Source organism: Sphingobium sp. TKS (assembly GCF_001563265.1).
Taxonomy (GTDB): domain Bacteria; phylum Pseudomonadota; class Alphaproteobacteria; order Sphingomonadales; family Sphingomonadaceae; genus Sphingobium.
Genome location: NZ_CP005083.1, coordinates 2,194,355 through 2,217,219, shown reverse-complemented (window position 1 = coordinate 2,217,219; position 22,865 = coordinate 2,194,355). Strand labels below are relative to the sequence as shown.

20 protein-coding genes and 1 pseudogene are annotated in these 22,865 nt (G+C 65.5%); 9 read left to right on the top strand and 12 right to left on the bottom strand.

Translation table 11 applies throughout. The features are described from left to right. Nucleotides 1-7: 7 nt before the first annotated feature. Entirely contained in the window at nt 8-2,026 is a 2,019-nt protein-coding gene (locus K426_RS11060) for a TonB-dependent receptor (protein WP_066556899.1), read from the bottom strand. Nucleotides 2,027-2,181: 155 nt separating this feature from the next. Here K426_RS11060 and K426_RS11055 point away from each other — a divergent pair, with 155 nt between their 5' ends. Both K426_RS11055 and K426_RS11050 read left to right on the top strand, forming a co-directional pair. Beyond that, nucleotides 2,182-3,360 (top strand): helix-turn-helix transcriptional regulator, encoded by a 1,179-nt coding sequence (locus K426_RS11055; protein WP_066556890.1) that lies wholly within the window; start codon nt 2,182-2,184, stop codon nt 3,358-3,360. 292 nt (nt 3,361-3,652) lie between these two features. Next, on the top strand, nt 3,653-3,928 hold the full coding sequence (locus K426_RS11050) for a PepSY domain-containing protein (protein WP_066556888.1): 276 nt from the start codon (nt 3,653-3,655) through the stop codon (nt 3,926-3,928). Between the two features lie 56 nt (nt 3,929-3,984). Here the strand turns inward: K426_RS11050 and K426_RS11045 are convergent, their stop codons facing one another. Together K426_RS11045 and K426_RS11040 are read right to left on the bottom strand one after the other, a co-directional pair. After that, nucleotides 3,985-5,097, bottom strand: coding sequence for a pyridoxal phosphate-dependent aminotransferase (locus tag K426_RS11045; protein ID WP_237229773.1), 1,113 nt, complete (start codon nt 5,095-5,097; stop codon nt 3,985-3,987). Continuing rightward, the gene (locus tag K426_RS11040; protein ID WP_066556885.1) at nt 5,097-7,730 is read right to left on the bottom strand and encodes a TonB-dependent receptor plug domain-containing protein; all 2,634 of its coding nucleotides are present in this window, start codon (nt 7,728-7,730) and stop codon (nt 5,097-5,099) included. Before K426_RS11040 ends, K426_RS11045 begins: the two co-directional genes overlap by 1 nt. A gap of 293 nt (nt 7,731-8,023) precedes the next feature. Between K426_RS11040 and K426_RS11035 the strand changes: the two genes are divergently transcribed. From K426_RS11035 to K426_RS11010, 6 genes and pseudogenes are all read left to right on the top strand, one after another. Then, nucleotides 8,024-8,611, top strand: coding sequence for a hypothetical protein (locus tag K426_RS11035; protein WP_197672700.1), 588 nt, complete (start codon nt 8,024-8,026; stop codon nt 8,609-8,611). A gap of 43 nt (nt 8,612-8,654) precedes the next feature. Next, nucleotides 8,655-9,296, top strand: a complete 642-nt coding sequence (locus K426_RS11030) for a peroxiredoxin (RefSeq protein ID WP_066556882.1) — start codon at nt 8,655-8,657, stop codon at nt 9,294-9,296. A 55-nt stretch (nt 9,297-9,351) separates the two neighbouring features. Next, the gene (locus tag K426_RS11025) at nt 9,352-10,062 is read left to right on the top strand and encodes a glutathione binding-like protein (RefSeq protein WP_066556879.1); all 711 of its coding nucleotides are present in this window, start codon (nt 9,352-9,354) and stop codon (nt 10,060-10,062) included. A 2-nt stretch (nt 10,063-10,064) separates the two neighbouring features. Further along, entirely contained in the window at nt 10,065-10,373 is a 309-nt protein-coding gene (locus tag K426_RS11020; protein ID WP_066556876.1) for a hypothetical protein, read from the top strand. 201 nt (nt 10,374-10,574) lie between these two features. Continuing rightward, nucleotides 10,575-10,739: pseudogene (locus tag K426_RS30300) on the top strand (tyrosine-type recombinase/integrase); the annotation flags it as partial. 137 nt (nt 10,740-10,876) lie between these two features. Beyond that, nucleotides 10,877-11,137 (top strand): hypothetical protein, encoded by a 261-nt coding sequence (locus K426_RS11010; RefSeq protein WP_066556870.1) that lies wholly within the window; start codon nt 10,877-10,879, stop codon nt 11,135-11,137. A 19-nt stretch (nt 11,138-11,156) separates the two neighbouring features. Here the strand turns inward: K426_RS11010 and K426_RS11005 are convergent, their stop codons facing one another. The 5 genes from K426_RS11005 to K426_RS10990 all read right to left on the bottom strand — a co-directional run bounded on the left by K426_RS11005 (nt 11,157) and on the right by K426_RS10990 (nt 14,148). Next, complete coding sequence (locus tag K426_RS11005; RefSeq protein ID WP_066556867.1) at nt 11,157-11,807, bottom strand: GNAT family N-acetyltransferase; 651 nt, start codon at nt 11,805-11,807, stop codon at nt 11,157-11,159. Nucleotides 11,808-11,932: 125 nt separating this feature from the next. Next, the gene (locus K426_RS31815; RefSeq protein WP_158511738.1) at nt 11,933-12,073 is read right to left on the bottom strand and encodes a hypothetical protein; all 141 of its coding nucleotides are present in this window, start codon (nt 12,071-12,073) and stop codon (nt 11,933-11,935) included. Nucleotides 12,074-12,102: 29 nt separating this feature from the next. Further along, a complete protein-coding gene (locus K426_RS11000; protein WP_066561677.1) occupies nt 12,103-12,627 on the bottom strand; it encodes a Dps family protein in 525 nt (174 codons plus the stop codon). A 200-nt stretch (nt 12,628-12,827) separates the two neighbouring features. Next, complete coding sequence (locus K426_RS10995; protein WP_066556865.1) at nt 12,828-13,385, bottom strand: NADPH-dependent FMN reductase; 558 nt, start codon at nt 13,383-13,385, stop codon at nt 12,828-12,830. Between the two features lie 34 nt (nt 13,386-13,419). Beyond that, nucleotides 13,420-14,148 (bottom strand): dienelactone hydrolase family protein, encoded by a 729-nt coding sequence (locus K426_RS10990; protein WP_066556863.1) that lies wholly within the window; start codon nt 14,146-14,148, stop codon nt 13,420-13,422. 84 nt (nt 14,149-14,232) lie between these two features. On the opposite strand from K426_RS10990, the gene K426_RS10985 reads away from it, so the two are divergent. After that, complete coding sequence (locus tag K426_RS10985; RefSeq protein WP_066556854.1) at nt 14,233-16,209, top strand: MFS transporter; 1,977 nt, start codon at nt 14,233-14,235, stop codon at nt 16,207-16,209. A gap of 73 nt (nt 16,210-16,282) precedes the next feature. Here K426_RS10985 and K426_RS10980 read toward each other — a convergent pair whose 3' ends face one another. The 4 genes from K426_RS10980 to K426_RS31275 all read right to left on the bottom strand — a co-directional run bounded on the left by K426_RS10980 (nt 16,283) and on the right by K426_RS31275 (nt 22,804). Next, the gene (locus tag K426_RS10980; protein ID WP_066556851.1) at nt 16,283-19,546 is read right to left on the bottom strand and encodes an error-prone DNA polymerase; all 3,264 of its coding nucleotides are present in this window, start codon (nt 19,544-19,546) and stop codon (nt 16,283-16,285) included. Then, nucleotides 19,546-21,099, bottom strand: coding sequence for a DNA polymerase Y family protein (locus K426_RS10975; protein WP_237230052.1), 1,554 nt, complete (start codon nt 21,097-21,099; stop codon nt 19,546-19,548). The genes K426_RS10980 and K426_RS10975 overlap by 1 nt, the downstream gene beginning before the upstream one ends. 175 nt (nt 21,100-21,274) lie before the next feature. Then, complete coding sequence (locus K426_RS10970; protein ID WP_082748571.1) at nt 21,275-22,051, bottom strand: ImuA family protein; 777 nt, start codon at nt 22,049-22,051, stop codon at nt 21,275-21,277. Between the two features lie 549 nt (nt 22,052-22,600). Further along, on the bottom strand, nt 22,601-22,804 hold the full coding sequence (locus tag K426_RS31275) for a hypothetical protein (RefSeq protein ID WP_145907280.1): 204 nt from the start codon (nt 22,802-22,804) through the stop codon (nt 22,601-22,603). Nucleotides 22,805-22,865 lie beyond the last annotated feature (61 nt).

The window sequence follows — 22,865 nt, the reverse complement described above, 5'->3', positions numbered from 1 at the left end:
GGCCCGATCAGAACCGGAGCTCGACGCCGCCGGTCACGGTGCGCGGCTGGAGGATCGTCGCGCCGTAAACCGCGCCGCCATAGATGACATAGTCGACGGGATGGCCGCTGTTCAGCAGGTTGCGCACCGACAGCGACAGGCGCGCGGGTCCCAGATTGTAGGCGACCCGGCCATTGAGCACGGCATAGGGGCTCACCTTGCCGCGGGCGTTGCTGAACACGTCCGAAAAATAGGAATCAGTGTAGCGAACGTCGCCGCCCATCTCGAACTTTCCATCGGGCGAGACATTGAACCCGACATCGCTGCTGAAGGCCGGGGCGTGCAGCAGGTCGTTCCCCTGAACCGCGGGATCGTCGTAGCGGTTCACCCTGGTCTTCAGGAGGCCGACGTTCGCGTAGATCTGGTTGCCCATCGAGGGGTTCCAGCTGATCCCGGCCTCGGCGCCATAGGTCGTCGCCCTGTCGGCGTTGCGGATCACCGTCGACAGGACGCCGAGGCTGTAGGGCAGTTGGAGACCCTTATAGTCGTTGTAGAAGACGTTCGCGGTCAGCGTCACCTTGCCGCCGGCGAGCGAGCTGCGCAGGAAGCCCTCATAGTTCCAGACGAACTCGGGCTTGTAGGTGTAGCTTACATAGGGCGGATAGTAGGTGAAGCCCGCGCCGCCGCCATTATAGCCGCGCCCGGCGGTGACGCCGACCGTGATCGCATCGGTGGCGCGCAGCGACAGCGTCGCCTTGGGCAGGAACTCGCGATAGGTCTCGTCGAAGTCGATGAGGAAGGGGCCGGCATAGCCGGTGCGGAAGCGATGCTCGACCTCGTAGCGCCCGCCCAGCACCAGCGTCAGCGCGTCGGTGAGCTTGCCGGTGAACTCGCCGAAAGCGGCGGTGGTCCGGGTGCGGTCGCGGAACGCGCCGCCGCCGTAGAGATCGATCGTCTCGCTCTGGTGCGTCCTGAAGATATAGGCCGCGACGAAGCCGCTGAACCGGTCGTCGGGCGAACGCAGCCGGACGAAGGGTTCCGCGACATATTCCCTGCCGTCGATCCGGGCATTGCCGGTCGTGGCCGGCGCATAGCGATCGGTCCTGAAATCCGTCGCCGACAAATAGGCCTGCAGGGTGACGATATCGCTGACTCTCCAGCTCGTGTCCGTGATACCCGTCGTGTTGCGCGAGCGAAACACCGGCTGCGGGGCCGACTGCGGGACCTTCTGGCTGTAGTCCGGCCCGAGCACATATTCCGATTGCGGAGCCCGCCCATCGACATAGGCGACGGTGAGGAGCGAGCGCACGTCAGGGGTCGGCGTGAAGAGCAGCTTGCCGCGCAGGGTCAGGTTCTGAAAGCGTCCGGGATGCGCTTCTTCGGGGTAGGGGGTGAAGTCGACATAAGCTTGCGAGCGGCGCCAGTCGGCGCTCAGACGGAAGGCGAGCAGATCCGGCGCGATCGGTCCGGACAGCGCGCCGGAGACCTGCCGTTCGTCCTGGCTGCCGACGAGCGCGCGCGCCCGCCCTTCCCAATCGAACGTCGGATCGGCGGTGCGGATCGCGATGGTGCCGGCGATCGCATTGCGCCCCTGCAGGGTGCTCTGCGGGCCGCGATAGACCTCGACCTGGCCAATGTCCCACAGCGTCCCGTTCTGGAAGATCGATTCGTTGAAGCCGAGCGTTCGGCCGTCGAGCTGGTAGTTGAGCCGCGGGCGCGTGCCCGCGAAAAAGGCGTCGGATCCCTGCGCCGGACCCGTGCCGTCGATGCCGCGCACGGTCGGGGCGGCATTGCCGGGCTTGATGTTGACGAGGTTCGTCATGCGGTCGAGCAGCTCGTTGGTACCGTAGACCCCCATGCGTTCGGCCGCCTCATCGGTGATGACCGTTACGCTCGACGCGGTCTCGCGCAGGCTGCGGTTCGACTTCTCCGCAGTCACCACGATCTCGTCGAGCGTGCCGCCGTCTTGTTCGGCAGCGCAGGCGGCGCTCGTCGGCAGCAGGACAAGCGCGCCGGCGGTGACGAAAAGCTGCGAACGAAACGGCATCAGTGAACCACCCCCCTGTGCTGCGCGAAGCGGCACAATCGAAGGGATTGGGAACCACCGCCTGCGCCGCGTGATGACGCCGGCCACGCGACAAGCGTCCGTCGCCTGACTGCGACTTGTTCGCATTAGCAAGTGTCCGTGCGATCTGCTATCGCTTGGGCTATGTCGAGACGTTCGAAAAGTATCGCGCAACGAAATATGGCGAAGGGGCCGCCGCGATGGGCCTAGTGTTCCGGAAAACCGGCGAATTCTCCGCTTCCGACCTTCTTCGGGAAGCCGCTGAACGGTCGATGCACGTTACCGTTCAGCACGCGGCAATGACGCATGTCGATGCACCGATGATGCGCGGCACCGTCGTTGCAGAAGACATACAGCCGGGTCTCGCCGTGGCGGCTCATGATCTCGTTTATCTTTGCGACGGCAGCTATGAGGCGGAAGTGGAGCGCTCCTTGATGTGCGCCCTGCTCGTCGAAGGCGAAACGGAGCCCATGCTGCTTCCGCGCCGTTCGCCGATCGGGCATGTCGTCGGCGAGGTCGCGCTGATCGGTTTCAGTGCCCGTACCCGCTGCATGCGGCACTATCGCACTGGCCAGCGCAATCGAGCTTTTGCACTTACCATCAAGCCCACCTTCTTCGAGCGTTTCGAGGGTGATGTCTCGGACGCCGGCTTGGCTGCTTTCCGCGGCTTAATCGATCCCGGTGCCGACGAGGTCATCCGTCAGCCGCCGCTCGTACTAGCTGCGCTCGCGGGCGAGCTCTTCCACCCCAGTTACGGCGGACAGCTCGGGCGGCTTTACCAGGAGAGCCTGGCCCTGCGTTTCGTTGTCGAGGCAAGCGCGCGAATGCGCGACGAGGAGGATTTTGGCCGACTTCTTGGCCGGCGTCGAACCCAGCGGCTGTGCGACGCGCGGGATATCCTGGACAATTCGCTGACACATCCTCCCAAGACGCTCGACCTTGCTCGGATGGTTGGTACCAACGTCACGAGTCTCCAGCGAGAATTCAAGCAGGCGTTCGGGACGACGATCTTCGGCTATGTTCGGGCCCACAAGTTGGCGATGGCGGATATTCTCATCGTAGAGCATGGTCTCGGCATCGCTGAGGCGGGCTACAGGGTAGGCTTCACAAATGCCGCGGCCTTCACGGCGGCATACCGGCGGCATTTCGGACATCCGCCGTCGCGGCGTGAGCGTTGGCCGCGAACGGGATCGGCCGCCGGCGCGAATTGCGGCTGCGACGAACGAATCCAGCGGATCGAAACCTCGAACGTCAGCATCGCCTCTGCATTGGCATCTCCTGCGACAAGGCATGGCGCCTTGACGACGGACGGCTAGAGATTGGGTGATGAAACGGCGCGTGGCGGCGAATCGCTGACTGCGGTTGCGCTCGACGATCGTTGTCGAGCAGTCAGCGCTCGGACAGGCCGTGGGAGGGCCCACGTGGGATAGGCGATTGGCCATGGCGGTTTTGATCGTTCCGAGAGGCATCTGATAATTGGCAGTTGGCGCCTTGGCGCACAATGGAAGTGTCGCGAGGGGTTGGTCTTCAGAAATCATCATTCTCGATCCAGGAACCTGACGATAGTCCTCAAGTTATAGTCCGGTCCTGAATCGAGGGAGAGAAAAGGTGAGAAGGCAATTGGCGGCCGTGATCGCGGGTACCACATTCGTCGCTGCGACCCCTGCGTTGGCAGACAGGGCGCCGACCGCCCAGGAGCGGACGGCGATAGAGGCGGTCCTGAAGGCAAACGGCTTTGCCAGCTGGGAAGAAATCGAACTCGACGATGACGGACCGCGCTGGGAAGTCGATGATGCGCGAACGACGAACCGGGCAGCCGGAAAATTCGATTTGAAGCTCACTCCAGAGACGTTGCAAATCGTGAAGCGGGAACGGGACGACTGATTGCATCGGTCAGCCCCACGAGCGGAAGGACGAATAACCGCAGATATCTCTTCGGGCTATCCGTGGAGGCCGTTCAGCACAGCAATGACCGCCTCATTTTCGCGCGGTAGGCCTACGGTGATGCGAATCCATTCGGACAAGGGCGGAAACGCCCTTCCCACCTCAATTCCGGCGGCTGCGAGTCGGCCGCGAAGGTCGGTCACATGGGGCGAGCGAAAGAAAATGAAATTCGCTTTGCTGTCCGTATGCTCGAGGCTGAGACTGTCGAGTACTCGCGTGAGCCGCGTTCGTTCAGCGGCGGTACGCGCACGTATGTCGCGGAGATGGGCCTGATCTCCCAGCGCCGCTGATGCTGCCACCAGCGCAAGGCGGCTAAGGGAATGCGGGGCGCCGATTCCCGCTGCGCGCAAGGCTTGCGCCAATGATGCAGGGGCCACGGCATAGCCGATCGAGAGACCGGCCAAGCCATAGATCTTCGCAAGCGTGCGGAAGACGAGGACATTAGCGCCCTCGCGCGCGAGTCTGATCGCGCTTCGCTGCGCGAGATCGTCATATTCGAGATAGGCTTCGTCGACGATGACGAGGGTCCGCTTCGATATGTCCCGGATGAAGCTGTCGAGGGCGTCTCGGTCGTTGATGGTGCCGGAGGGATTATGCGGGTTGACCAGGCTGACTGCGAGGGTCCGATCGTCGACAGCACGCGCCAGCGCGGGCAGGTCGTTCTCGAGGCGCTCATTGAGGGGAACCGCGATGCCGATGCCGCCGAGCGGGGCGCCTGCATCGATCAGCGCGGTATAGCCCGGCGACGAATAGACGAAGTTGCCGCCGCCGGGCCGCTGGCGCGCAAGGTAGAGCCCGAGCGGCTCGAGCACCTCGCCGATCACCACCTGTTCGGGGCTTACCCGTTCGAGCGCGGCGATCTGCCCAACAAGTGCGTCGACCTCGCTCTGGCCGACATAGCGTTCGAGGCCTCTGAGATGGGCCGCTATCGCCCGGCCGACCTTCGGCGAGGGGCCGAAGGCATTTTCGTTGAGATCAAGCCGTATCGGTTGGGTCGCACCGGATCCGGTCGGGGTGCCCGCGAGGGCCGGCGCGCCGGCGAGAAGCGCAACGCCACCCGCCGCCAGCCAGTCGCGGCGGGTCAGGGCAAATCCTTCATTGCCCGACATCAGAAGCTGAACCCCACCCGCGCATAATAGAAGGCCCCGCTGAAGCCGAAGGGCGAGAACTCGCTATAGGGGAAGACGCCGAACGTGTCGGCACCGGTGAGCAGCGGCGTCGAGGCGATGTTCTTGGTCGGATAGACGTTGAAGATGTTGTTGGCGCCCACGGTGGCGGTGATATTGGGCGTCACCTCGCCGGTGAAGCTGAAATCGGTCACCCATTTGGCCTTGAGACGTTGGATCACGTCGACATTGCCGGCAGTGCCGGATTCGGTCGGCACCGTTCGGAATGGCGTCGAGCCCTGCGCGATCAGTGCGACATTGGCCGGCGTCTGGTTGGTGAGCGCCACCTGCTCGACCCGGCCGTAGCGCGTGGTGCGCGCATCGAACGTGATCGGACCGACCTTCCAGTTCGCTCCCAGCGCGATCTTGTCACGCGGCTGGCCATGCTCGATGCGGGTGCGCTCGTTGATGTCGAAGAGCGGCGTGGTGATCCCCAGCGCGGTGATCTGTGTGGGCGTTGCGCCGACCCGGCGGAGACGAACCTGGTTGTAATTATAGGCCGCGCTCAGGCGCAGCGCGCCCCAGTCCCGCAGATCGGTCGTATAGGCGGCCGTCACATCGACGCCCTGGGTGCGGGTGTCGATCGCATTGGTGAAGTAGCGCACGCTGGTCACCCCCGGTATCCCGATCGAGGCGAGATAATCGCGGAGCGCGCGCCTGCCCGACGCGTCGACATAGTTGGAGGAGAGCGTGATCTGATCGTCGATGTCGATATGATAATAGTCGACCGAGGCGGTGAGCCCGCCGCCCGCATAGGTCAGGCCGCCGCCAAAGCTGGTGGATTTTTCGGGCTTGAGATCCTGCGCGCCGAGCGCCTGGGCAAGCGCCGAACCCACGGGCGCTGTCCGCACAAGCACGAACTCGGGAAACCCCGTCGTGTTGTTGACGATGGTCCGGCTGCTCGTCGAGCTGAAATATTGCTGGGCGAGCGAAGGAGCGTGGAAGCCGGTGCTGACCGAACCGCGCAGCGCGAAGCCCGCGGGCAGCTGGATTCGCGTCGAGGCCTGGCCGTTCCAGGTGTCGCCGAAGTCGCTATAATCCTCGTAGCGGCCGGCGAGGTTCACCTGCCAGCCCTTCACCACCTCGGTGTTGAGCTCGGCAAAGGCGCCGATCGCATGGCGGTCGACATCGACCGCGTCGCCGGGCTGGATGCCGGCGAAGCCCTGCGATCCGATCGTCGGAATGGCGCCGGCACTGGGGCCGTCAAGCACGCGCGAAGTGCCGAAGGCATAGCTGTCGGGTTCGCCGGGCGAGATCTTGTAGCCGTCGTAGCGAAGCTCCGCGCCGACCGCGAGGCCGATCGGGGCCGCCAGCCCCGCGTCGAAATCGCGCGAGAAGGTGAGGTCTGTCGTTGACTGCCAGTTGGTGAACTTGCCGGCGTAGAAACTGGTCGGGCTCGCCGCGCCGAGCGTCGCGTTGAGCGTGTTGTTGGGCCGGTATTCGATGCTGTTGCCGCCATAGACCGACGACAGGTCCCAATCCCAGCCCGAAAGGTCGCCGCGCAGCCCGAGCCCCGCCGAATAGTCGATGCTCTTGGTGTCGACGAAGGGCAGGAAGCCGTCGGGAAAGATCGCGCGGACATTCTCGTCCTGGCCGGCGCGGCGGAAGGAGGCGTTCGAATGCGCCTTGCTCTCGCGATAGCCGCCAAAGCCATAGAGCTCGGCGTCGCCGATCGGCTTCTTCAGATTGACGACGGCGCTTGCGTCCTTGGTGTCGCCCTCGTCGGCGAAGCGCCAGACATTGCGGTTGACGGTCGCCTCGCGCGGATCGATCGTGGTGCCGGCCACGCCGCCGGGCGGAGTGAGGCCGAGACCCGCGCCGTAGCGCGCCGAGAGGGGCTGCGGCGTGCCGGTCGGCGAGAGGCCGAAGTAGAATTGGCGGGTGTCTGGCAACGCCCGGTTCGCGCCCTTATGGTCGCGATAATAGCCGGTCGCATTGATGAAGCCATCGTCGCCGAGCTTGATGCCGCCGCCGAGTGAGAATTCGTAGGCGTCCCCTCCCCCGTCATAGGTCGTGCCCGCGCTCGCCGTCCCATGGATCGCCGTATCCTCGCGCAGCAGGATATTGATGACACCGGCGATCGCGTCGGAGCCATATTGGGCCGAGGCGCCGTCGCGCAGGATCTCGATCCGGCCGATAGCGGCGGCTGGAATCTGGTTGAGGTCGGTCGGGGTCGCCCCCTTGCCGATCGTCCCGCCGGTGTTGACCCAGGCGGCGTTGTGAAGGCGCTTGCCGTTCACCAGCACCAGCGTCTCGTCGGGCGACAGCCCGCGCAGCGACGCGGAGTGGATATGGGTGTTGCCGTCGGGAGTCGTCGGCGTGGCGAAGGAGAACGACGGGGCCAGCTGGCGGAGCACCTCGGTGGTTTCCTGATACCCCGAGGCACGAAGATCGTCCCCGCGAAGCGAGTCGATCGGGACGGGCGACGTCGTGACCGTGCGATCTCCAAAGCGGGTGCCGGTCACGACAATCTCGTCATCTGCCGCATGGCCTGCCTTGGAGGCCTCGACATCCTGCGCGAAAGCGGGAACGGGAGCGAGCGCCAGGGCAAGGAGCCACGTTGTTTTCTTATCCATGAGGAACCCCCTGTTTTCCCCATTTGGATACTCTACTGATCTGGTAGGGAAAGAAAGAAATTCTATCACGCCTGCGAAGAGATTGGTCTTTTATGATGCCGGGAATCGCATAGCCTCAGTCTCGGAAGGGAATCGTGCAAGCACTGGAACCAGGAGTTTGACGCCCGCATAAAGCAAACTCGAACAAGACTGAACATTCGGGCGAACAGCGGCGCGGAAACAACCAAGGGGGCATCGCAGGTCGACCGGCAACGGGGAGGCCTAAACTGCAAATAGCAGTCGGGATAGCTCTGATGGATTATGTGACAATAGACTTCGAAGCCAGCTGCCTGCCCCGGCACGGACGATCCTTTCCGATCGAGGTAGCGATCACCGATCAGGCGGGTACGCGATCCTGGCTCATCAAGCCGGACCCGCTTTGGCGGGACTGGGACTGGACCGATGAAGCCCTCGATCTGCACGGCATCCGGCGCGAGCAGCTCGACCAGGAAGGGTTCGAAGCGGAGGTCGTCGTCGCCGAACTCAGCCGGTCCGTCCGGGGCAGACGCGTCATCGCGGACAGCAGTATTGATACCTATTGGTGGGATACGCTGGTTGATGCGACAGCGGTCCGCCTGCCTTCGCCGATCGAGCACGTCCGCTGCGTCCTGGACGAGCTGGGCGCCACAAGCGAGCAGATCTTCTCAGCGCAAGGGCAGGCGGACCGGCTATGTCCGGCGCGGCACCGGGCCGCCGCGGATGCGCGCTGGCTCTGGACGCTGCTGTCGAAGGTGCGCGAGGCGGTCGAAGAATGCGCGCCATCCCGATCCTGGCTCCGAAGCCCGCCGCCCGTCCCGGTCGCGGTCGGCTGGACGAACACCGCCCTGTTCGATTCACGTTGAGGCCGCATCCGATTTTCCATGAACCATTCGAAGGAGATGCAACATGTCGCTCAAATTGTCCGATACGGTTCCCGATTTCAGCCAGGATTCGACCCAAGGCCCGCTTCATTTCTACGAATGGGCGGCCGACGGCTGGGTCGTGCTGTTCTCGCACCCCAAGGATTTCACGCCGGTCTGTACGACCGAGCTCGGCACGGTCGCCAAGCTCAAGCCCGAGTTCGACAAGCGCGGCGTCAAGGTGCTGGGGCTGTCGGTCGATCCCGCCGACAGTCATCAGAGCTGGGCACGAGATATCGAGGAGACGCAAGGTGCCGCGCTCAATTTCCCGCTGATCGCCGATCATGACCGCAAGGTCTCGACGCTGCTCGACCTCATCCATCCCAATGCGTCCGACACCACCACGGTGCGCAGTGTGCTGGTGATCGATCCCAACAAGAAGCTCCGCCTCACCCTCACCTATCCGGCCTCGACCGGTCGCAACTTCCCGGAGATCCTGCGGACGATCGACAGCCTGCAGCTGACCGACAAGCACAAGGTGGCGACGCCCGCGGACTGGAAGCAGGGCGACGATGTGATCATCGTGCCGTCGCTCGACGACGATGCAGCGCGCAACCTGTTCCCGCAAGGATGGACCACCCACAAACCCTATCTGCGCACCGTACGGCAACCCGAGACAACCGGTTGAAGAGCGGCGGCGACATCGCCGGAACAATGGGCCAAGCATCGGCAGGAGGCGCGATATGATCGATCTCTATTACTGGACCACTCCCAACGGGCATAAGATCACGATCTTCCTCGAGGAGACGGCCCTGCCCTACCGGATCTTGCCGGTGAACATCGGCAAGGGCGAGCAGTTCGCGCCCGCCTTCCTGGCGATCGCGCCCAACAACCGCATCCCGGCGATCGTCGACACCGAGCCTGCCGGTGGCATCGCGCCGGTCTCGCTGTTCGAATCGGGCGCGATCCTGCTCTACCTCGCCGAGAAGACCGGCAAGCTGATACCGTCCGATCTCCACGGCCGCGCCGAGGTTCTGCAATGGCTGTTCTGGCAGATGGCGGGGCTTGGCCCGATGGCGGGCCAGAACAATCATTTCCGCTACGCCGCCCCGGAAAAGCTTCCCTACGCGATCGAGCGCTACACCAACGAGACCAACCGCCTGTTCGGCGTGCTCGACAAACGGCTGGCGGACCGGTCCTTCCTCACCGGCGAGTCCTATTCGATCGCCGATATATCCAGCTATCCCTGGGTGGTTCCCTATGAGCGGCAGGGCCAGTCGCTTGACGAGTTCCCGCACCTGAAGCGCTGGTTCGAAGCGATCCGCGCGCGGCCAGCGACCGAACGCGCCTATGCGCTGGTAGAGCGGATCAACCCTGACGCGAACGCCCCGCAGAGCGACGAAGCACGGCGGATCCTCTACGGCCAGACCGCGGCCGTGGTGCGGGGAAGATAGCCATGCCCGGTCGCCACGCCATCGTCGGCGCTGCGATGGAGATCCAGCCAGGCGCCCTGCGCCCAATGGTCGGTCGGCCGCCCGCCCTTGGGTTAGAGCCACCGTCGGAGGCGCCCATCCGCATCGCAACGCATGATCGCTGCCCCCTACCCTTGCGCGCATGCCCGCCCGAACGCGCCGTGGCGATCAGCCAAGGGGCCAGCACGCTCTATCGCCAGGCGCTTGGCCGGACCCGTCCCGCCGCGTTCTCGCAGTCTCGCGGTGTCGGTACCCTGGAGGTCGAATCCGCTGCCTGTGCCGAGAGCCTCTAGCGATGGCCGGCGACTTTCTCGTACTCCGCGATCTGTCGGCCTGCTGGTGCGACGAGCGGGGTCGCCTGGGGCCACCCGGCCGCATACGACCCATGTGGGTCCTCATCCCGCGCGAGGATCCCGATGCCGAGCTTGGGCGAGGTCAACTGACGGGAGCGCAATCCTTTTATGGATACCTCATGGCTGCCCCCTTCGGTTGGGCAGACAGGCGCGGCCGGGATTGCGAGGGCGATCGGCAACCCTTCGCTCCGCGCGACCGGCATTAGCACCTATTCGAAAAATGGCGGCACGCTGGAGACCGCCGCGACGAAGGCGCATCATTATTCGACCCGCACTACCCACCCGTATGACCGGCCGCCCCTATGACCCGCGGCCCGGTGACGGGAGGCCGGGCGCGGTGGCGCGCGTGCTGAACTGGATTCGCTCGTTAACTTGATACGAGGCCCACTCGGGGCAATATGCTGCCTATGTCACGGAATAGATCGACCGCTCAGGCGATAGTAATGACGTTGCTTGCGATCGCGGCCACGCCGCTTTCCGCAAAACCGCCCGTCAGCTCGACGATGACGGTCGGCCACGATGCCAAGCCGCAAGGGCGCATCATCACCACGCCGGCATATCCTTACGGCGTGTATGTCGTGCCAGTGGAGCGGGACGATCGCACGCCTAAGCAGCGTTGTTTGGATGACGAGTCGGCGAGGATCGGCGGCACCCTCTCCGACCTTGATCGGCGAGCCATGGACCTCAAATGCAGCCAGCGCTGACGCTCGCAGCGCGATCGGCTCATGCCGGCGGTGGAATGACGGCGGTGGTGTAAAGCGAAAGTAGCTCCCAGCCCAAAGCTTCATAGAGGCCCCGGCCATCAGCCGTGGCGACCAATACGCCCCGCGTCGCGCCGGCACCTCGCGCGATCGTTTCGAGCTTCTTCATGACAGCGCGGCCGAGCCCGCGTCGTCTATGCGCCGCGGTGGTTTCAATCCGATCATATATGGCGAACTCGCCGACGCGGACGACGCGCCCGATCGCCGCCAGCTCGCCGCTTGAAGCGAGCGCCTTCACGACCGCGAGCGGCATAGGGTCCGTCGCATCGAGCGAATAGCCATCAGGCGGGGCCCCGCCGGCCATCTGGCCGCAACAGGTCATCATGAAGCCCGGCGGCTGAATGGCCCAGCGGTTTGGCAGCGCGGCCCGCATCGCGCTTGGGGTGGCACAGGCTTTCACAAAGACCCAAGGCTCAGTGATCCCCGCCGCTAGCTCGCGCATCGCTGGCGAGATGCGGGGAAAGACGTAGCGGACCCGCTGTTGCGGCCAGCCGACATCCACACGGAATCCGCCGTGATCCTCGACGGGGGGTGGAGTTTCACGGGCGAGCGTCCATCCTTTGATCCATGTCGCCACGATGCGGGGATCGGCCACCAGGTCTTCGTCAGCCATGCCCCATCCTGACATGCGTCAATGGCCGAGAGGTGGGCCGAGACATTAGCGCCAGACGGCGCGAGGCCGCCCGTAACGACGCAGCACCCAGCTTTCTCCTGCCTTTGATCGCATCAAGCGCAGCATCAGGCTGGCCGCGCTGCCGTCAGGCCGCCTCCGGCGGACGCGGCCATAAGCAGGATGATCGCGAACCACGGAAGCGGCAGCAGCTTCGGCCACCGGAGTGCGAGCACCGCCTCGTCGAACCGGTCGGGATCGATGACCATGCGCCTCGCTCGCCCGCGCCGCCCGAGGACTATTCGCCGAGACTTGAGCGCAACATCCATGCATTCTCTTCATGAACGCCGATGCGCGCCACGAGCATGTCATGGGTGAACAGATCGCCGGCCTCGTCGGCGAGTTCGGCGAACTCGCTCATCCGCCGCGCCACCGTCTCATTGTCCCTGGCCAGCTCCGCGATCATCTCCGGGGTCGGCCTGTGCGGCGTCTCGTTCTCGATCACCGTGAGCGCACGGAATGTCTCGCTGCCGGTCGGGGCAAGCTTGCCCAACGCACGGATGCGTTCCGCCAGCGCGTCCGCCGCCTGGTGCAGCTCATTATATTGCGCGTCAGTCAGTTTATGGAGGCCGTAGAAGCTCGGGCCCTGCACATTCCAGTGAACCCCCAAGGTCTTGGCGTACAGCGTGTAACTATCGGCGACTGCTTTCGTCAGCGCTTCGGCGACCTTTTCGCGGACATTGCTGTCCACGCTCGTATTGAGCGTATTGCCGTCGCCTTCCACCGTTTGTGGCGTTGCTTTCGATCTGGCGGCTCTGGCCATGTCCTTGTCCTTCCAGTTTTTGACTCGCACCCTCCCGCCATCAGACCATAGCGTGAGGATCAGTCATTGGAAGCGCGCGCGTTGCGACCGCGCGGATCATCGGTGGCGGCAGCTCCGCCGAACGCGAGGAGGGTGTCCATGAGCTTGGCTGCGGGCTGTATTGAAACGCGCGGCGAGCCTCCATTCGTAACGATAGTGTCTCAGCCGTGCCAGCGCCGGACGCGCCCGATCCACGCCTCGAAGGCGTCCAGCTGCCGCTCGAGCAAGATGCGCAAATGATCGTCCGCGATGGTGAGGTCGTCGGCGATCGCGTCCGGCTTGAGCTGCAGATAAGCCTCGGGTTGGCCCATCAGCACGACGTCGAGAACCAAGAGCGTGTTGCGCAGATGGGACTGGGCTACCGCGGTGCCGACCGCGCCTGGCGAGGCGCCCATGATCGCGGACGGCTTTCCGATCCAGCTGCTCTTACCCGTCGGTCGCGATCCCCAGTCGATCGCATTCTTGAGGATGCCTGGTATCGACCGGTTGTACTCGGGCGTGACGAACAGCACGCCGTCGCTCGCCTCGATCGTTCGTTTGAGCGTCTGGACGCTTTCCGGCGGGTCCGACCACAAATCCTCATTGTAGTGCGGCAGGCCGCCGATATCGACATAGCTGAATTCGAACCGCTTGCCCGCCAGCGCTTCGACGGCGCGCGCGAGGCGCTGGTTGATGGATTGCTTGCGAATGCTTCCGACGAAAACTGCGATCGCCGTCATTTTAGGAACTCCCGGCCAGCGGTGTTTTGAAAGGTCATGCGGCTTCGCCGAATATCTCGTCGAAGAATGCGCGCATCTCGGCCCAGGATCGCGCATCCGCCTTGGGATCGTAGCGGGCGAAGTCCGGCCGCCCGAGGCGATCGGCCGCCGGGTTGGTAAAGCTGTGGACGACGCCGCCATAAAGGTTCATCTGCCAGTCGACGCCGCCTGCCCGCATCTCCGCTTCGAAGGCCGCGCGCTGCGCTGCGTCGATGCCGGGATCATCGGCACCGATGCAGACGAGCACCTTGCCCTTGATCGCCTTGGCATCCTCCGGCGCGACGGTCGCCAACCCGCTGTGAAAGCCGACGGCACCGACGATGGCGGCGCCGTCCCGCGCCAACTCGAGCGCCATCGTGCCACCGAAGCAATAGCCGATCGCAGCCACCCGCGTGGCATCGACCTCCGGCCGCGCAAGCAGCGCGTCCAGCCCGCCACGTGCGCGGGCGCGCGTTCGACTCGGATCATCGCGCAGTGGATTGATCAGCCCCATCACGGCGTCCAGGGCGTCAAACTCCTTGCCCTGGCCGTGAAGGTCACAGGCCAAGGCGACATAGCCAAGCGCGGCAAGCCGCTCTGCGCGCGACCTCGCATGATCGCCGAGCCCGAAGGCTTCGGGAAACACAAGCACGCCAGGGCGAGGCCCGGCGCGTGAAGCGTCGATATAAAGGTCGCTCTTCATCTTGAGCCCATCGGCCGAATAGGTCAGGGTTTCTGTGGGCATCCGGTTTGTCTCCCAACTTGCTCTTGAAGGACAAGCGGTAGACCCCGAGGAAGAGCGTAGCAACGGAGAGGGAATCGCGTTCGCATGCTCAAGGAGACATCGGTCACGCCGACGGCGCCCGCAGCGCCGCCACAATCGGTGCGACTGATTTTCGGGGCGCTGATGCTGGTGATGCTGCTGGCTTCACTCGATCAGACGATCGTGTCGACGGCGCTGCCGACGATCGTTGGCGAGTTTGGCGGGCTCGCGCACCTTTCGTGGATCGTCACCGCCTATATGCTGGCGACCACCATCGTCACCCCGCTCTATGGCAAGCTGGGCGACCTGTTCGGGCGCAAGATCGTGCTCCAGGGCGCAATCCTGTTGTTTCTGGCCGGCTCGGCACTGTGCGGGCTCAGCCGCTCCATGGGCGCGCTGATCGCGTTCCGCGCGCTTCAGGGACTCGGCGGGGGCGGGCTGATGGTGACGACTATGGCGGCGATCGGCGACATCATCCCGCCGCGCGACCGGGGCCGATACCAAGGCTTTTTTGGTGGCGTGTTCGGGCTGTCGACCGTGCTCGGACCGTTGATCGGTGGCTTCTTTGTCGAGCATCTGAGCTGGCGCTGGATCTTCTACATAAATTTGCCGCTGGGCCTCCTGGCGCTGGGCGTGATCGCCGTCGCCTTCACCTCGCCCGCCGAGCGGCGGCGACCAGCGATCGACGTGACCGGGGCCGCGCTGATGGCAACTTTTCTGACGGCGCTTGTCCTATTCACCAGCCTTGGCGGCCATACCTATCCCTGGGATTCCCCTATGAGCCTGGGGCTGGCGGGGGTCGCACTGGTCGCGCTGGCTGGCTTCATCATGGTCGAACGCCGTGCCGCAGAGCCGATCCTGCCGCTGCCGCTCTTCGCCAACCCAACCTTCCTCATCGCCTGCGCGGTCGGGTTCATCGTCGGCCTGGCGATGTTCGGCTCGGTCACATACATGCCGATCTATCTGCAGGTGGTGAAGGGCGTGAGCCCGTCCACCGCCGGTTTGCAGTTGACGCCGATGATGGGGGGCGTGCTCGTGACCTCGATCGCCAGCGGGCAGATCATCAGCCGGATCGGGCGCTATCGGCTGTTTCCTATCATCGGCACCGCGGTGATGACGGTCGGTCTGGGCTTGCTCTCCACGCTCGGCGTAGCGAGCAGCATCTGGGTGGCGCCCGCTTACATGCTGGTGCTCGGCCTTGGGCTCGGCATGGTCATGCAGGTGCTGGTCCTGGCCGTCCAGAACGCTATCGACTACCGGAATCTGGGCGTCGCCACGTCTGGCACGACCTTGTTTCGCTCGACCGGCGGCTCGGTCGGCGTGTCGCTGTTCGGCGCGATCTTCGCCGCGAACCTGGCGAGCGGGCTCGCCAGCCGCATGCCGGCGGGTGCCAGGCTGCCGACGGCGAGCGATGCTGTGGCGATCGCCGCGCTGCCGCCGGGCGTTCGCCATGTCTATCTTGAGGTATTCACCGCAGCGCTGCACCCCGTGTTCCTGTCGGCGGCGGTGATCGCAGCATTCGCTTTCCTGCTGACCTGGTTCCTGAAGGAGGTGCCGCTGCGGGATGGCGAGCGGTCGGAGACAATCGGCGAGAGCTTCGCAATGCCGCATGACGCGACCTCGCTGGACGAGCTCGAGCTGATCGTGACGCGCCTGGGCCGGCGGGAGCATCGCTGGGAGACATATCGCCGCATCGCCGAACGACGCGGAATCTCGCTCGCACCGGATGAGATGTGGCTGCTCGTACAGCTCTGTCGGGCTCCGCAAGCATTACCGGCGAACCTGGGCGAAGGATCTCTGGGGCCGATCGCCGGCCGACTTGTCGACCGGGGTTTGCTGAGGCGCGCGCGCGAGGGCCGCCTTGCGGTCTCGGATGCCGGCCGCGCGATCTTCGAGAACATCATCGCAGGCTATCGCGCGTGGTTGGCGCATATCCTCGAACGCTGGTCGCCCGAGGAGCATGAGGAGGTCAGGACGATGCTCAATGGACTGGCGCGCGAGCTGGTGGCGGAACTGCCTACCCTGAACGCGAGAATATCCTGAGCGCACGCTCGGCGATCGTCGAACATGATCGCGGCAGAAGCATGCCCAGGATTGCGTGGCTTCGCTCGCTCTATCAATGAAAGTCATGGCTGCGGACGCGCAGAATCTCTTCTTGCTCGGCTGCGCTGCCATAGGGCGGCGAAGCCAATACACGGCCGCGCGGGCTCCATGCGGGATCGCGCGGATCGGGACCGCCGCCATTCTTCGAGCCATCGCCGCGTGCTTGCGCCACCGCGAAATCCATTCGCCCGATCGAACGGAGCATGGCGTTATGGTCGGTGATGCGGTCGCAAATGATGTGGATGATCTCTCCCTCCTTCTGGAGGCGCCCTCTGATCGCGATCATCGAAGCGGACATGACCTGTCGGCGGTAGATCTCGAACCGATCGGGCCAGAGGATGCCGTTGGCGATGCCGGTCTCATCCTCGATCGTTACGAACAGCACGCCCTTGGCTGAACCGGGGCGCTGTCGAACAAGGACCACGCCGGCGACCTCGACATTGCGGCCATCGCGGATGGTCGGGAGATCGACACATCGCGCGATCTTCATCGCGTCGAGCTGGCCGCGCAGGAAGCTCACCGGATAGCCGCGCAGCGAGAGCTGGAGCGCACGATAGTCCTTGACCACTTCGCGGCCATCGCTCATCGGGCGGAGCGCCACCAATGGCTCCAGCCCTTCGGGGCTGAACTTGGCGTCGCGCTCGTCGGCCGCCACGAACAGCGGCAGCGGCGCTTCGCCCAGACCCTTCACCTTCCACAATCCCTGCCGCCGGTTCTCGGCGATGCAGTGGAAGGCATCTGCCTCGGCCAGTCGCTCGATCGCAGCGCGCGGCACAGCGGCGCGGCGCCATACTTCCTCGACGCTCTCATAGGGTGCCGGCCCGCGCGCGCCGACGATCGCCGCACCGTGAAGATTGGCGAGCCCGCGCACCTGCCGGAACCCGAGCCGCACCGCCATATAACGACCGCCGGTCGCCTCGAGCGTGCAATCCCAATGGCTGTCGTTGATCGACACCGGACGCACCTCGATACCGTGGTTGCGCGCGTCCTTCACGATTTGCGCGGGCGCATAGAAGCCCATCGGCTGCGCATTGAGCAAGGCCGCGCAGAAGACGTCGGGATGGTGATGCTTCACCCAGCATGACGCATAGGCAATCTTGGCGAACGATGCGGCGTGACTCTCGGGAAAGCCATAGCTGCCGAATCCCTCGATCTGCTTGAAGGTGCGCTCCGCGAAGTCTTGTGGGTATCCGCGCTCCACCATGCCGCCGACGAGCTTGTCGTAGAAATGGCTGACGCCGCCGGTGAGCTTGAACGTCGCCATTGCGCGGCGCAGCTGATCGGCCTCGGCGGGCGTGAAGCCCGCACCCACGATCGCGACCTTCATCGCCTGCTCCTGAAACAGCGGCACGCCCAGCGTCTTCTCGAGCACGGCGCGGAGTTCCGGCTTGGGGTATTCGGGCTTCTCCTTGCCTTCGCGGCGACGGAGATAGGGATGGACCATATCGCCCTGGATCGGTCCAGGCCGGACGATCGCGACCTCGATGACCAGATCGTAGAATTTGTTCGGCTTGATCCGCGGCAGCATCGACATCTGCGCACGGGACTCGATCTGGAAGACGCCCAAGGTATCGGCCTTCTGGATCATCGCATAGACGCCCGGGTCATCGTCCTGCAGGTCGGCCATTCCGACCTTGATTCCCTTCATCTCCTTCAGGAGATTGAAGGCGCGGTTCATGCAGCCAAGCATCCCGAGCCCCAGGACGTCCACCTTCATGAACTTCAAGGCGTCGATATCATCCTTGTCCCATTCGATGATCTGACGGTCTTCCATCCGCGCCGGCTCGATCGGCACGAGGTCGTCCAATCGCTCCTGGGTGAGCACAAACCCGCCGGGATGCTGCGAAAGGTGACGCGGCGTGCCGACGAGCTGGCGGGCCAGCTCGAGCGTCAGCTTGAGGCGGTGATCCTCGGCATTGAGGTTGAGCGAGGCGATCTGTTCGTCCGGGATGCCGTCCATCGACCAGCCCCACACCAGGCCGGTCAGCATCTTGGTGAGATCGCGCGGCAGGCCGAGCGCCTTGCCGACCTCGGCGACCGCGCCGCGCGTGCGGTAGCGGGTGATGACCGCGGTCAGCGCCGAGCGGTGGCGGCCGTAGGTCTCGTAGATCCACTGGATGATCTCTTCGCGCCGCTCATGCTCGAAATCGACGTCGATGTCAGGTGGTTCCTTGCGCTCTCCGCTCACGAACCGTTCGAACAACAGCTCGTGCTTGATCGGATCGATCGAGGTGATGCCGAGCATGTAGCAGACGCAGCTATTGGCGGCCGAGCCCCGTCCCTGACACAGAATGCCGCGCCGCCGGCTCTCGGCGACGATCGCGTTGACGGTCAGGAAATAGGGCGCGTAGCCAAGCTGATCGATCAGCCGCAGTTCGTGATCGATCTGGCCGCGATAGCCTGGGTGAAGGCCATCGGGAAACATCCGCGCGGCGGCTTCCTCGGTCAGCGCGGCGAGCGCTTCCTGCGCCGTCCGGCCGGCCATCACCTGCTCATAGGGATATTGATACTGGATCTCGCCAAGGTCGAACCGGCATTGCGCGGCGATATCGGCGCTTGCCTGGATCGCATCGGGGAAAGCCGCGAACCGACGCTCCATCTCGGCCGGCGCCTTCAGGTCACGGTCCATATGCCGCTCGCGCCTGAACCCGAGCGCATCGATGGTGGTCTTCTCGCGGATCGCGGTCATGACGTCCTGCAACGGCCGCCGCTCGGCCGCGTGATAGAGGACATCGCCGGTCGCGACGCCGCGCATCCCCGCATCGCGGGCCATTGCATCGAGTCGGTGCAGTCGCTCGGCATCGTCCGGCCGGCGCCGCAGCGACAGCGCCAGATAGCCGCGCGCGCCGAACACCTCGCGCAGCTCGCCAAGATGCGCGGCGGTCGTGTCGTCCGGCAAGTCCGGCACGAGGATCGCGATCAGCCCGTCGGCGTGGGCGACGACGTCGCTCCAGTCGAGGATGCAGCAGCCCTTGCCGCCGCGTGTCTTGCCCGCCGTCAGCAACCGGGTGAGCCGCGACCAGGCCGGGCGTGTCGTGGGGTAGAACAGCAGCGCGCGGCCATCGGTCAGCTCAACCCGCGCACCGGGAATCATGCGGACGCCGGTCGCTTTTTGCCCTTCCCAGCCCCGGACGACGCCGGCGACGCTCCCCCAATCGGCATGGCCAAGCGCCTTATGGCCCTGCAACGCCGCCGCGGCGAACAGCTCCTCGGGTGAGGACGCGCCGCGCAGGAACGAAAAGTGGCTTGTGACCTGAAGCTCGACGTAGACCGCCATCAGCCGAACAGCCCGTGCATGTACCAGGAGAGATCGCCGGTCGGCGCGTCCACACCATCACCGCGCCGGAACAACCAGAAACGCTCGCCGCCTTCCGCCTCGACCCGGAAATAGTCCCGGATTGCCCACATCTCTTGGGGTTTGCGCCACCATTCGCCATGAATCCTCTCGGGACCGTCGCCGGCGACGACGCGATAGCGCTTGCCGCGCCAGACGAAGCGGCGGGGCGGATGGTCGGGCAGCAGCGCGACGACTTGTCCCAGCAGCTCGGGCCGACGCAGCAGCCGCGCCGGCCGCTTCCATGCCGGCCATCCGGTCGGGCACGCGAGCGCGTCGGCGCGGCAGGCGGCGCGCTCGGGAACGTCGCTTTCCTGGCTGCCCACGCGGAACAGGGCGGCGTCGCCGACGCGGCCGGCGAGCTGATCGACCAAGGGCGCGAGATCGGACGCCTGGGTCTCACCACCAAGTCGGGCACCCAGCGCGTGCGGGAACAGGTCTTCGACGCGCGGCGCTGCGAGCGCCATCGCCTCGATTCCCAGTCCCGGCTCGATCCGCTCGACCCGCATCCCCAACATACGCTTGAGATGCTTCGCATCGCGCGTGGCCCTGGCGGTGCCGAGGCCGATGTGCTGCGCCTCGCCATCGACCCGAACGCAGGTCAGCACCGCCGCGCGCAGGCCGAGCCCGCGTGCCTGGAGCAGGCCCACCATATCGTCGACGAGATCGCCGATGACCTGCGTAATCGCCTCAGCCGTGCCGATCGGTTCGAGCAGCCGACGTGCGACGTGCGGTTCCTCGAATGGCACGACCGGCACGATCGGCTCAGCCACAGCCCCGCGCGCCTGGTCGAGCCGCTGGACCGTCGCGACGCCCAACCGCCGCGCGAGCGGGCCGCGCGGCATCGGATACAGGTCCGCGACCCGCTCCAGCCCGAACCGGGCGGCGGCGGTCAGCGCCTCCGGGGCCAGGCGCAGGGCGGCGAGTGGCAGTTCGGCGATCGCCCGCGTTTCGGCGCCGGGCGGCAGGACGGTAATGGCGTCTCCGCCATAGCGCGCGAGCGCATGCGCCGCGCCCGGCGTACCGGCGATCGCGATCGTGGCGGTGAAGCCGAGCCTGCGCAGGAAAGCGAGCAGACGCCGACAGAAGCGCTGTTCGCCGCCGAACAGGTGGGTGGTGCCGGTGAGATCGAGCCACAGTCCGTCCGGTGCGGCGACGCTGGCGGTCGGCGTCCAGCGACCGATCGCGTGCAGAGCAAGCCGATCGAGCAAGGCGCGGTCCTTCTCGCCTTCGGCATCGCGTACGTCGAGATCAGTGACAAGCGCGCGGGCGTGGGCGGCGGCCATGCCAGGCCGCAGGCCCAGGTCCAGCGCGAGCGGGCAGGCCGCGGTGACGACATCGCGTTGCCCGACGCGTTCGATCAGGATCACCGGCCTGCCGAACGTCACCACCGCCGGCTGCAGCCATCCCGGCGCATAATCCGGCGCGCCCTCATCGGGCGGCATCGCCCTGAACGGATGTTCGACTGGCTCGCTGCGCCGTCCCATCTGCTGCATGGTAGGGCGCTGGTGCTTGGGGAGCGCGTCGATCTCGGCCTGGCGCGGCCCCTGCCCAATTGTGTCGTCGCGCGCCCAGCGCGCACCGGGGCGCCAGCCGCCGCCGCGTGGTGCCGAGCAAGCGCCGGGATCGTCGTCAATCGGTGGTAACACCACCTGCGGGAGGGGGACCAGCTCAGGCGGCTTGGCTGGCCGCTCCGACCGGCGCAGCCGCTCGATCGGGAGCTGCGGCAGGTAGAGCGAGGCGACCCGTGTCATCACAAGCATCAACTTCAAGAGAAAAAGGATTGCCGTTCCGCTGGCGGATCAGCTCGACCAACCAGCGGCCCCGGCCGACGCCGGGATAGGGAAGCCGTGCCGACGAGATGCAGCCGATGCGCCAGCGCGTCATCGCCGAGGATGGCTGCTCGAGCGGGCAGCGCTCGCGCGACCGATGGCGCCGATAGAGCAGCATCGGCGTCTTGCCGTCCGACGCGGCAAGCTGGAGCCGCCGCGTGGCGGTCTGGTCGGCCGCCTTTATCTCGGCGATCACGCAAGCAAGCGAACCGTCGCGCAAGCCATCCTCGGCGAGCGCGAGCACGTCGCTGTCCTTGCGGCCCTGGGCATACAGGACGCGATCGGGGCGAAGCCCGACCTGTTCGAGGCCCGGCGCATAGAGATCGAATCGGGTCAGCGCCCACAGCACCGTAGATCCTGGCTGGCCTGCGAACCGGGCGGCGATTCCGGCCGCGAACAGCGTCGCCGCGGCGTCATCGCTCAGCGCGGAGCTGGCGGCCGCGATCTCGTGCAGGCCGGCGCCGTCGAGACCGCGATCGGCCAACCGGTCGTCGAGCGCCGCGAGTTCGAACGCCAGCACCGGCCCGCGCGGGGCGTGCGCCTGCGCAAGCTGCGCGCGAAGTGCGGCAAGCTGTTCGGCGCGAGGCCGATCGATTGGGGCGGGTTGCATGGACATCAGTCACGTCGACTCTTTCGTTCCTATTATGTTCCAATGAGTCGGAGGATTCGTCAAGGCTGCTGATTCCGATCAGCTCGCCGAGTATCGATGCGCGCAAGATCGTCGTCGCTCCGCGTGCAACTCGCTTCACAGCGCAGCGCGGGGGCCGACGCCTCGGGGGCCGCGCCTGCCGGCGCTCGCCCCGATCCGGGAGTTGGGGGGCCGGGAGTAATCCCGGCCCCCTTTTCGTCCACCATAGTCGGCCGAAACTATGCTGCAGATCCGGGTCCCCCCCCGCACGCTAGCGGCCCCGGGAGCGGGTTTGGCTTGGGTTTGGGGATCGACTATTTTTCCGATCCCGCCACGACAGGTGATCGCGAGCGTCTTGCCTTCGGCCAGGTCGCCGGTCTTGCCGGAGAAAGCGGAGCTGATGGTCGATCCGCTTGCCGCCTACGAGGTGCGTGGCGGTCTTGGTGTCGATGGCGACGATCGGGCCGGTATAGGTGCCGTCGTCTGCCGGGGCCTCGGCCGCCGACTTTTCGGCGGCCGTGGGGACGTAGAGGCCCCTTAGAAGCTCCGTGCCTCGATCTTCGCCTGTTCGTCGGGGTTCGTCGCCAGGCGCTTCGCCGCTTCCGTCAGACTGGCGTGCCACGCGCGCGTCCCGCGCCGCGATGGGCTGGCCTCGCGCTTGGCGCTCGAAGTCGTCGGAGCCTCGTCCCTCTCGCCTGATGCGACAGAGCTGGTCGAATAATCTCTGCTCGGTCGATCCACGGCTTAGTTCCTCCTGCCAGTGTTTGAGCCCGTCCCCTATATCATAAGATCGTGGGTTCGT

Coding starts and splice junctions, on each gene's coding strand:
- K426_RS11060 (WP_066556899.1), bottom strand. CDS start 2,026: ATGCCGTTTCGTTCGCAGCTTTTCGTCACCGCCGGCGCGCTTGTCCTG.
- K426_RS11045 (WP_237229773.1), bottom strand. CDS start 5,097: ATGTCGGGCAATGAAGGATTTGCCCTGACCCGCCGCGACTGGCTGGCG.
- K426_RS11040 (WP_066556885.1), bottom strand. CDS start 7,730: ATGGATAAGAAAACAACGTGGCTCCTTGCCCTGGCGCTCGCTCCCGTT.
- K426_RS11035 (WP_197672700.1), top strand. CDS start 8,024: ATGGATTATGTGACAATAGACTTCGAAGCCAGCTGCCTGCCCCGGCAC.
- K426_RS11030 (WP_066556882.1), top strand. CDS start 8,655: ATGTCGCTCAAATTGTCCGATACGGTTCCCGATTTCAGCCAGGATTCG.
- K426_RS11025 (WP_066556879.1), top strand. CDS start 9,352: ATGATCGATCTCTATTACTGGACCACTCCCAACGGGCATAAGATCACG.
- K426_RS11020 (WP_066556876.1), top strand. CDS start 10,065: ATGCCCGGTCGCCACGCCATCGTCGGCGCTGCGATGGAGATCCAGCCA.
- K426_RS11010 (WP_066556870.1), top strand. CDS start 10,877: ATGACGTTGCTTGCGATCGCGGCCACGCCGCTTTCCGCAAAACCGCCC.
- K426_RS11005 (WP_066556867.1), bottom strand. CDS start 11,807: ATGGCTGACGAAGACCTGGTGGCCGATCCCCGCATCGTGGCGACATGG.
- K426_RS31815 (WP_158511738.1), bottom strand. CDS start 12,073: ATGGTCATCGATCCCGACCGGTTCGACGAGGCGGTGCTCGCACTCCGG.
- K426_RS11000 (WP_066561677.1), bottom strand. CDS start 12,627: ATGGCCAGAGCCGCCAGATCGAAAGCAACGCCACAAACGGTGGAAGGC.
- K426_RS10995 (WP_066556865.1), bottom strand. CDS start 13,385: ATGACGGCGATCGCAGTTTTCGTCGGAAGCATTCGCAAGCAATCCATC.
- K426_RS10990 (WP_066556863.1), bottom strand. CDS start 14,148: ATGCCCACAGAAACCCTGACCTATTCGGCCGATGGGCTCAAGATGAAG.
- K426_RS10985 (WP_066556854.1), top strand. CDS start 14,233: ATGCTCAAGGAGACATCGGTCACGCCGACGGCGCCCGCAGCGCCGCCA.
- K426_RS10980 (WP_066556851.1), bottom strand. CDS start 19,546: ATGGCGGTCTACGTCGAGCTTCAGGTCACAAGCCACTTTTCGTTCCTG.
- K426_RS10975 (WP_237230052.1), bottom strand. CDS start 21,099: ATGCAGCAGATGGGACGGCGCAGCGAGCCAGTCGAACATCCGTTCAGG.
- K426_RS10970 (WP_082748571.1), bottom strand. CDS start 22,051: ATGTCCATGCAACCCGCCCCAATCGATCGGCCTCGCGCCGAACAGCTT.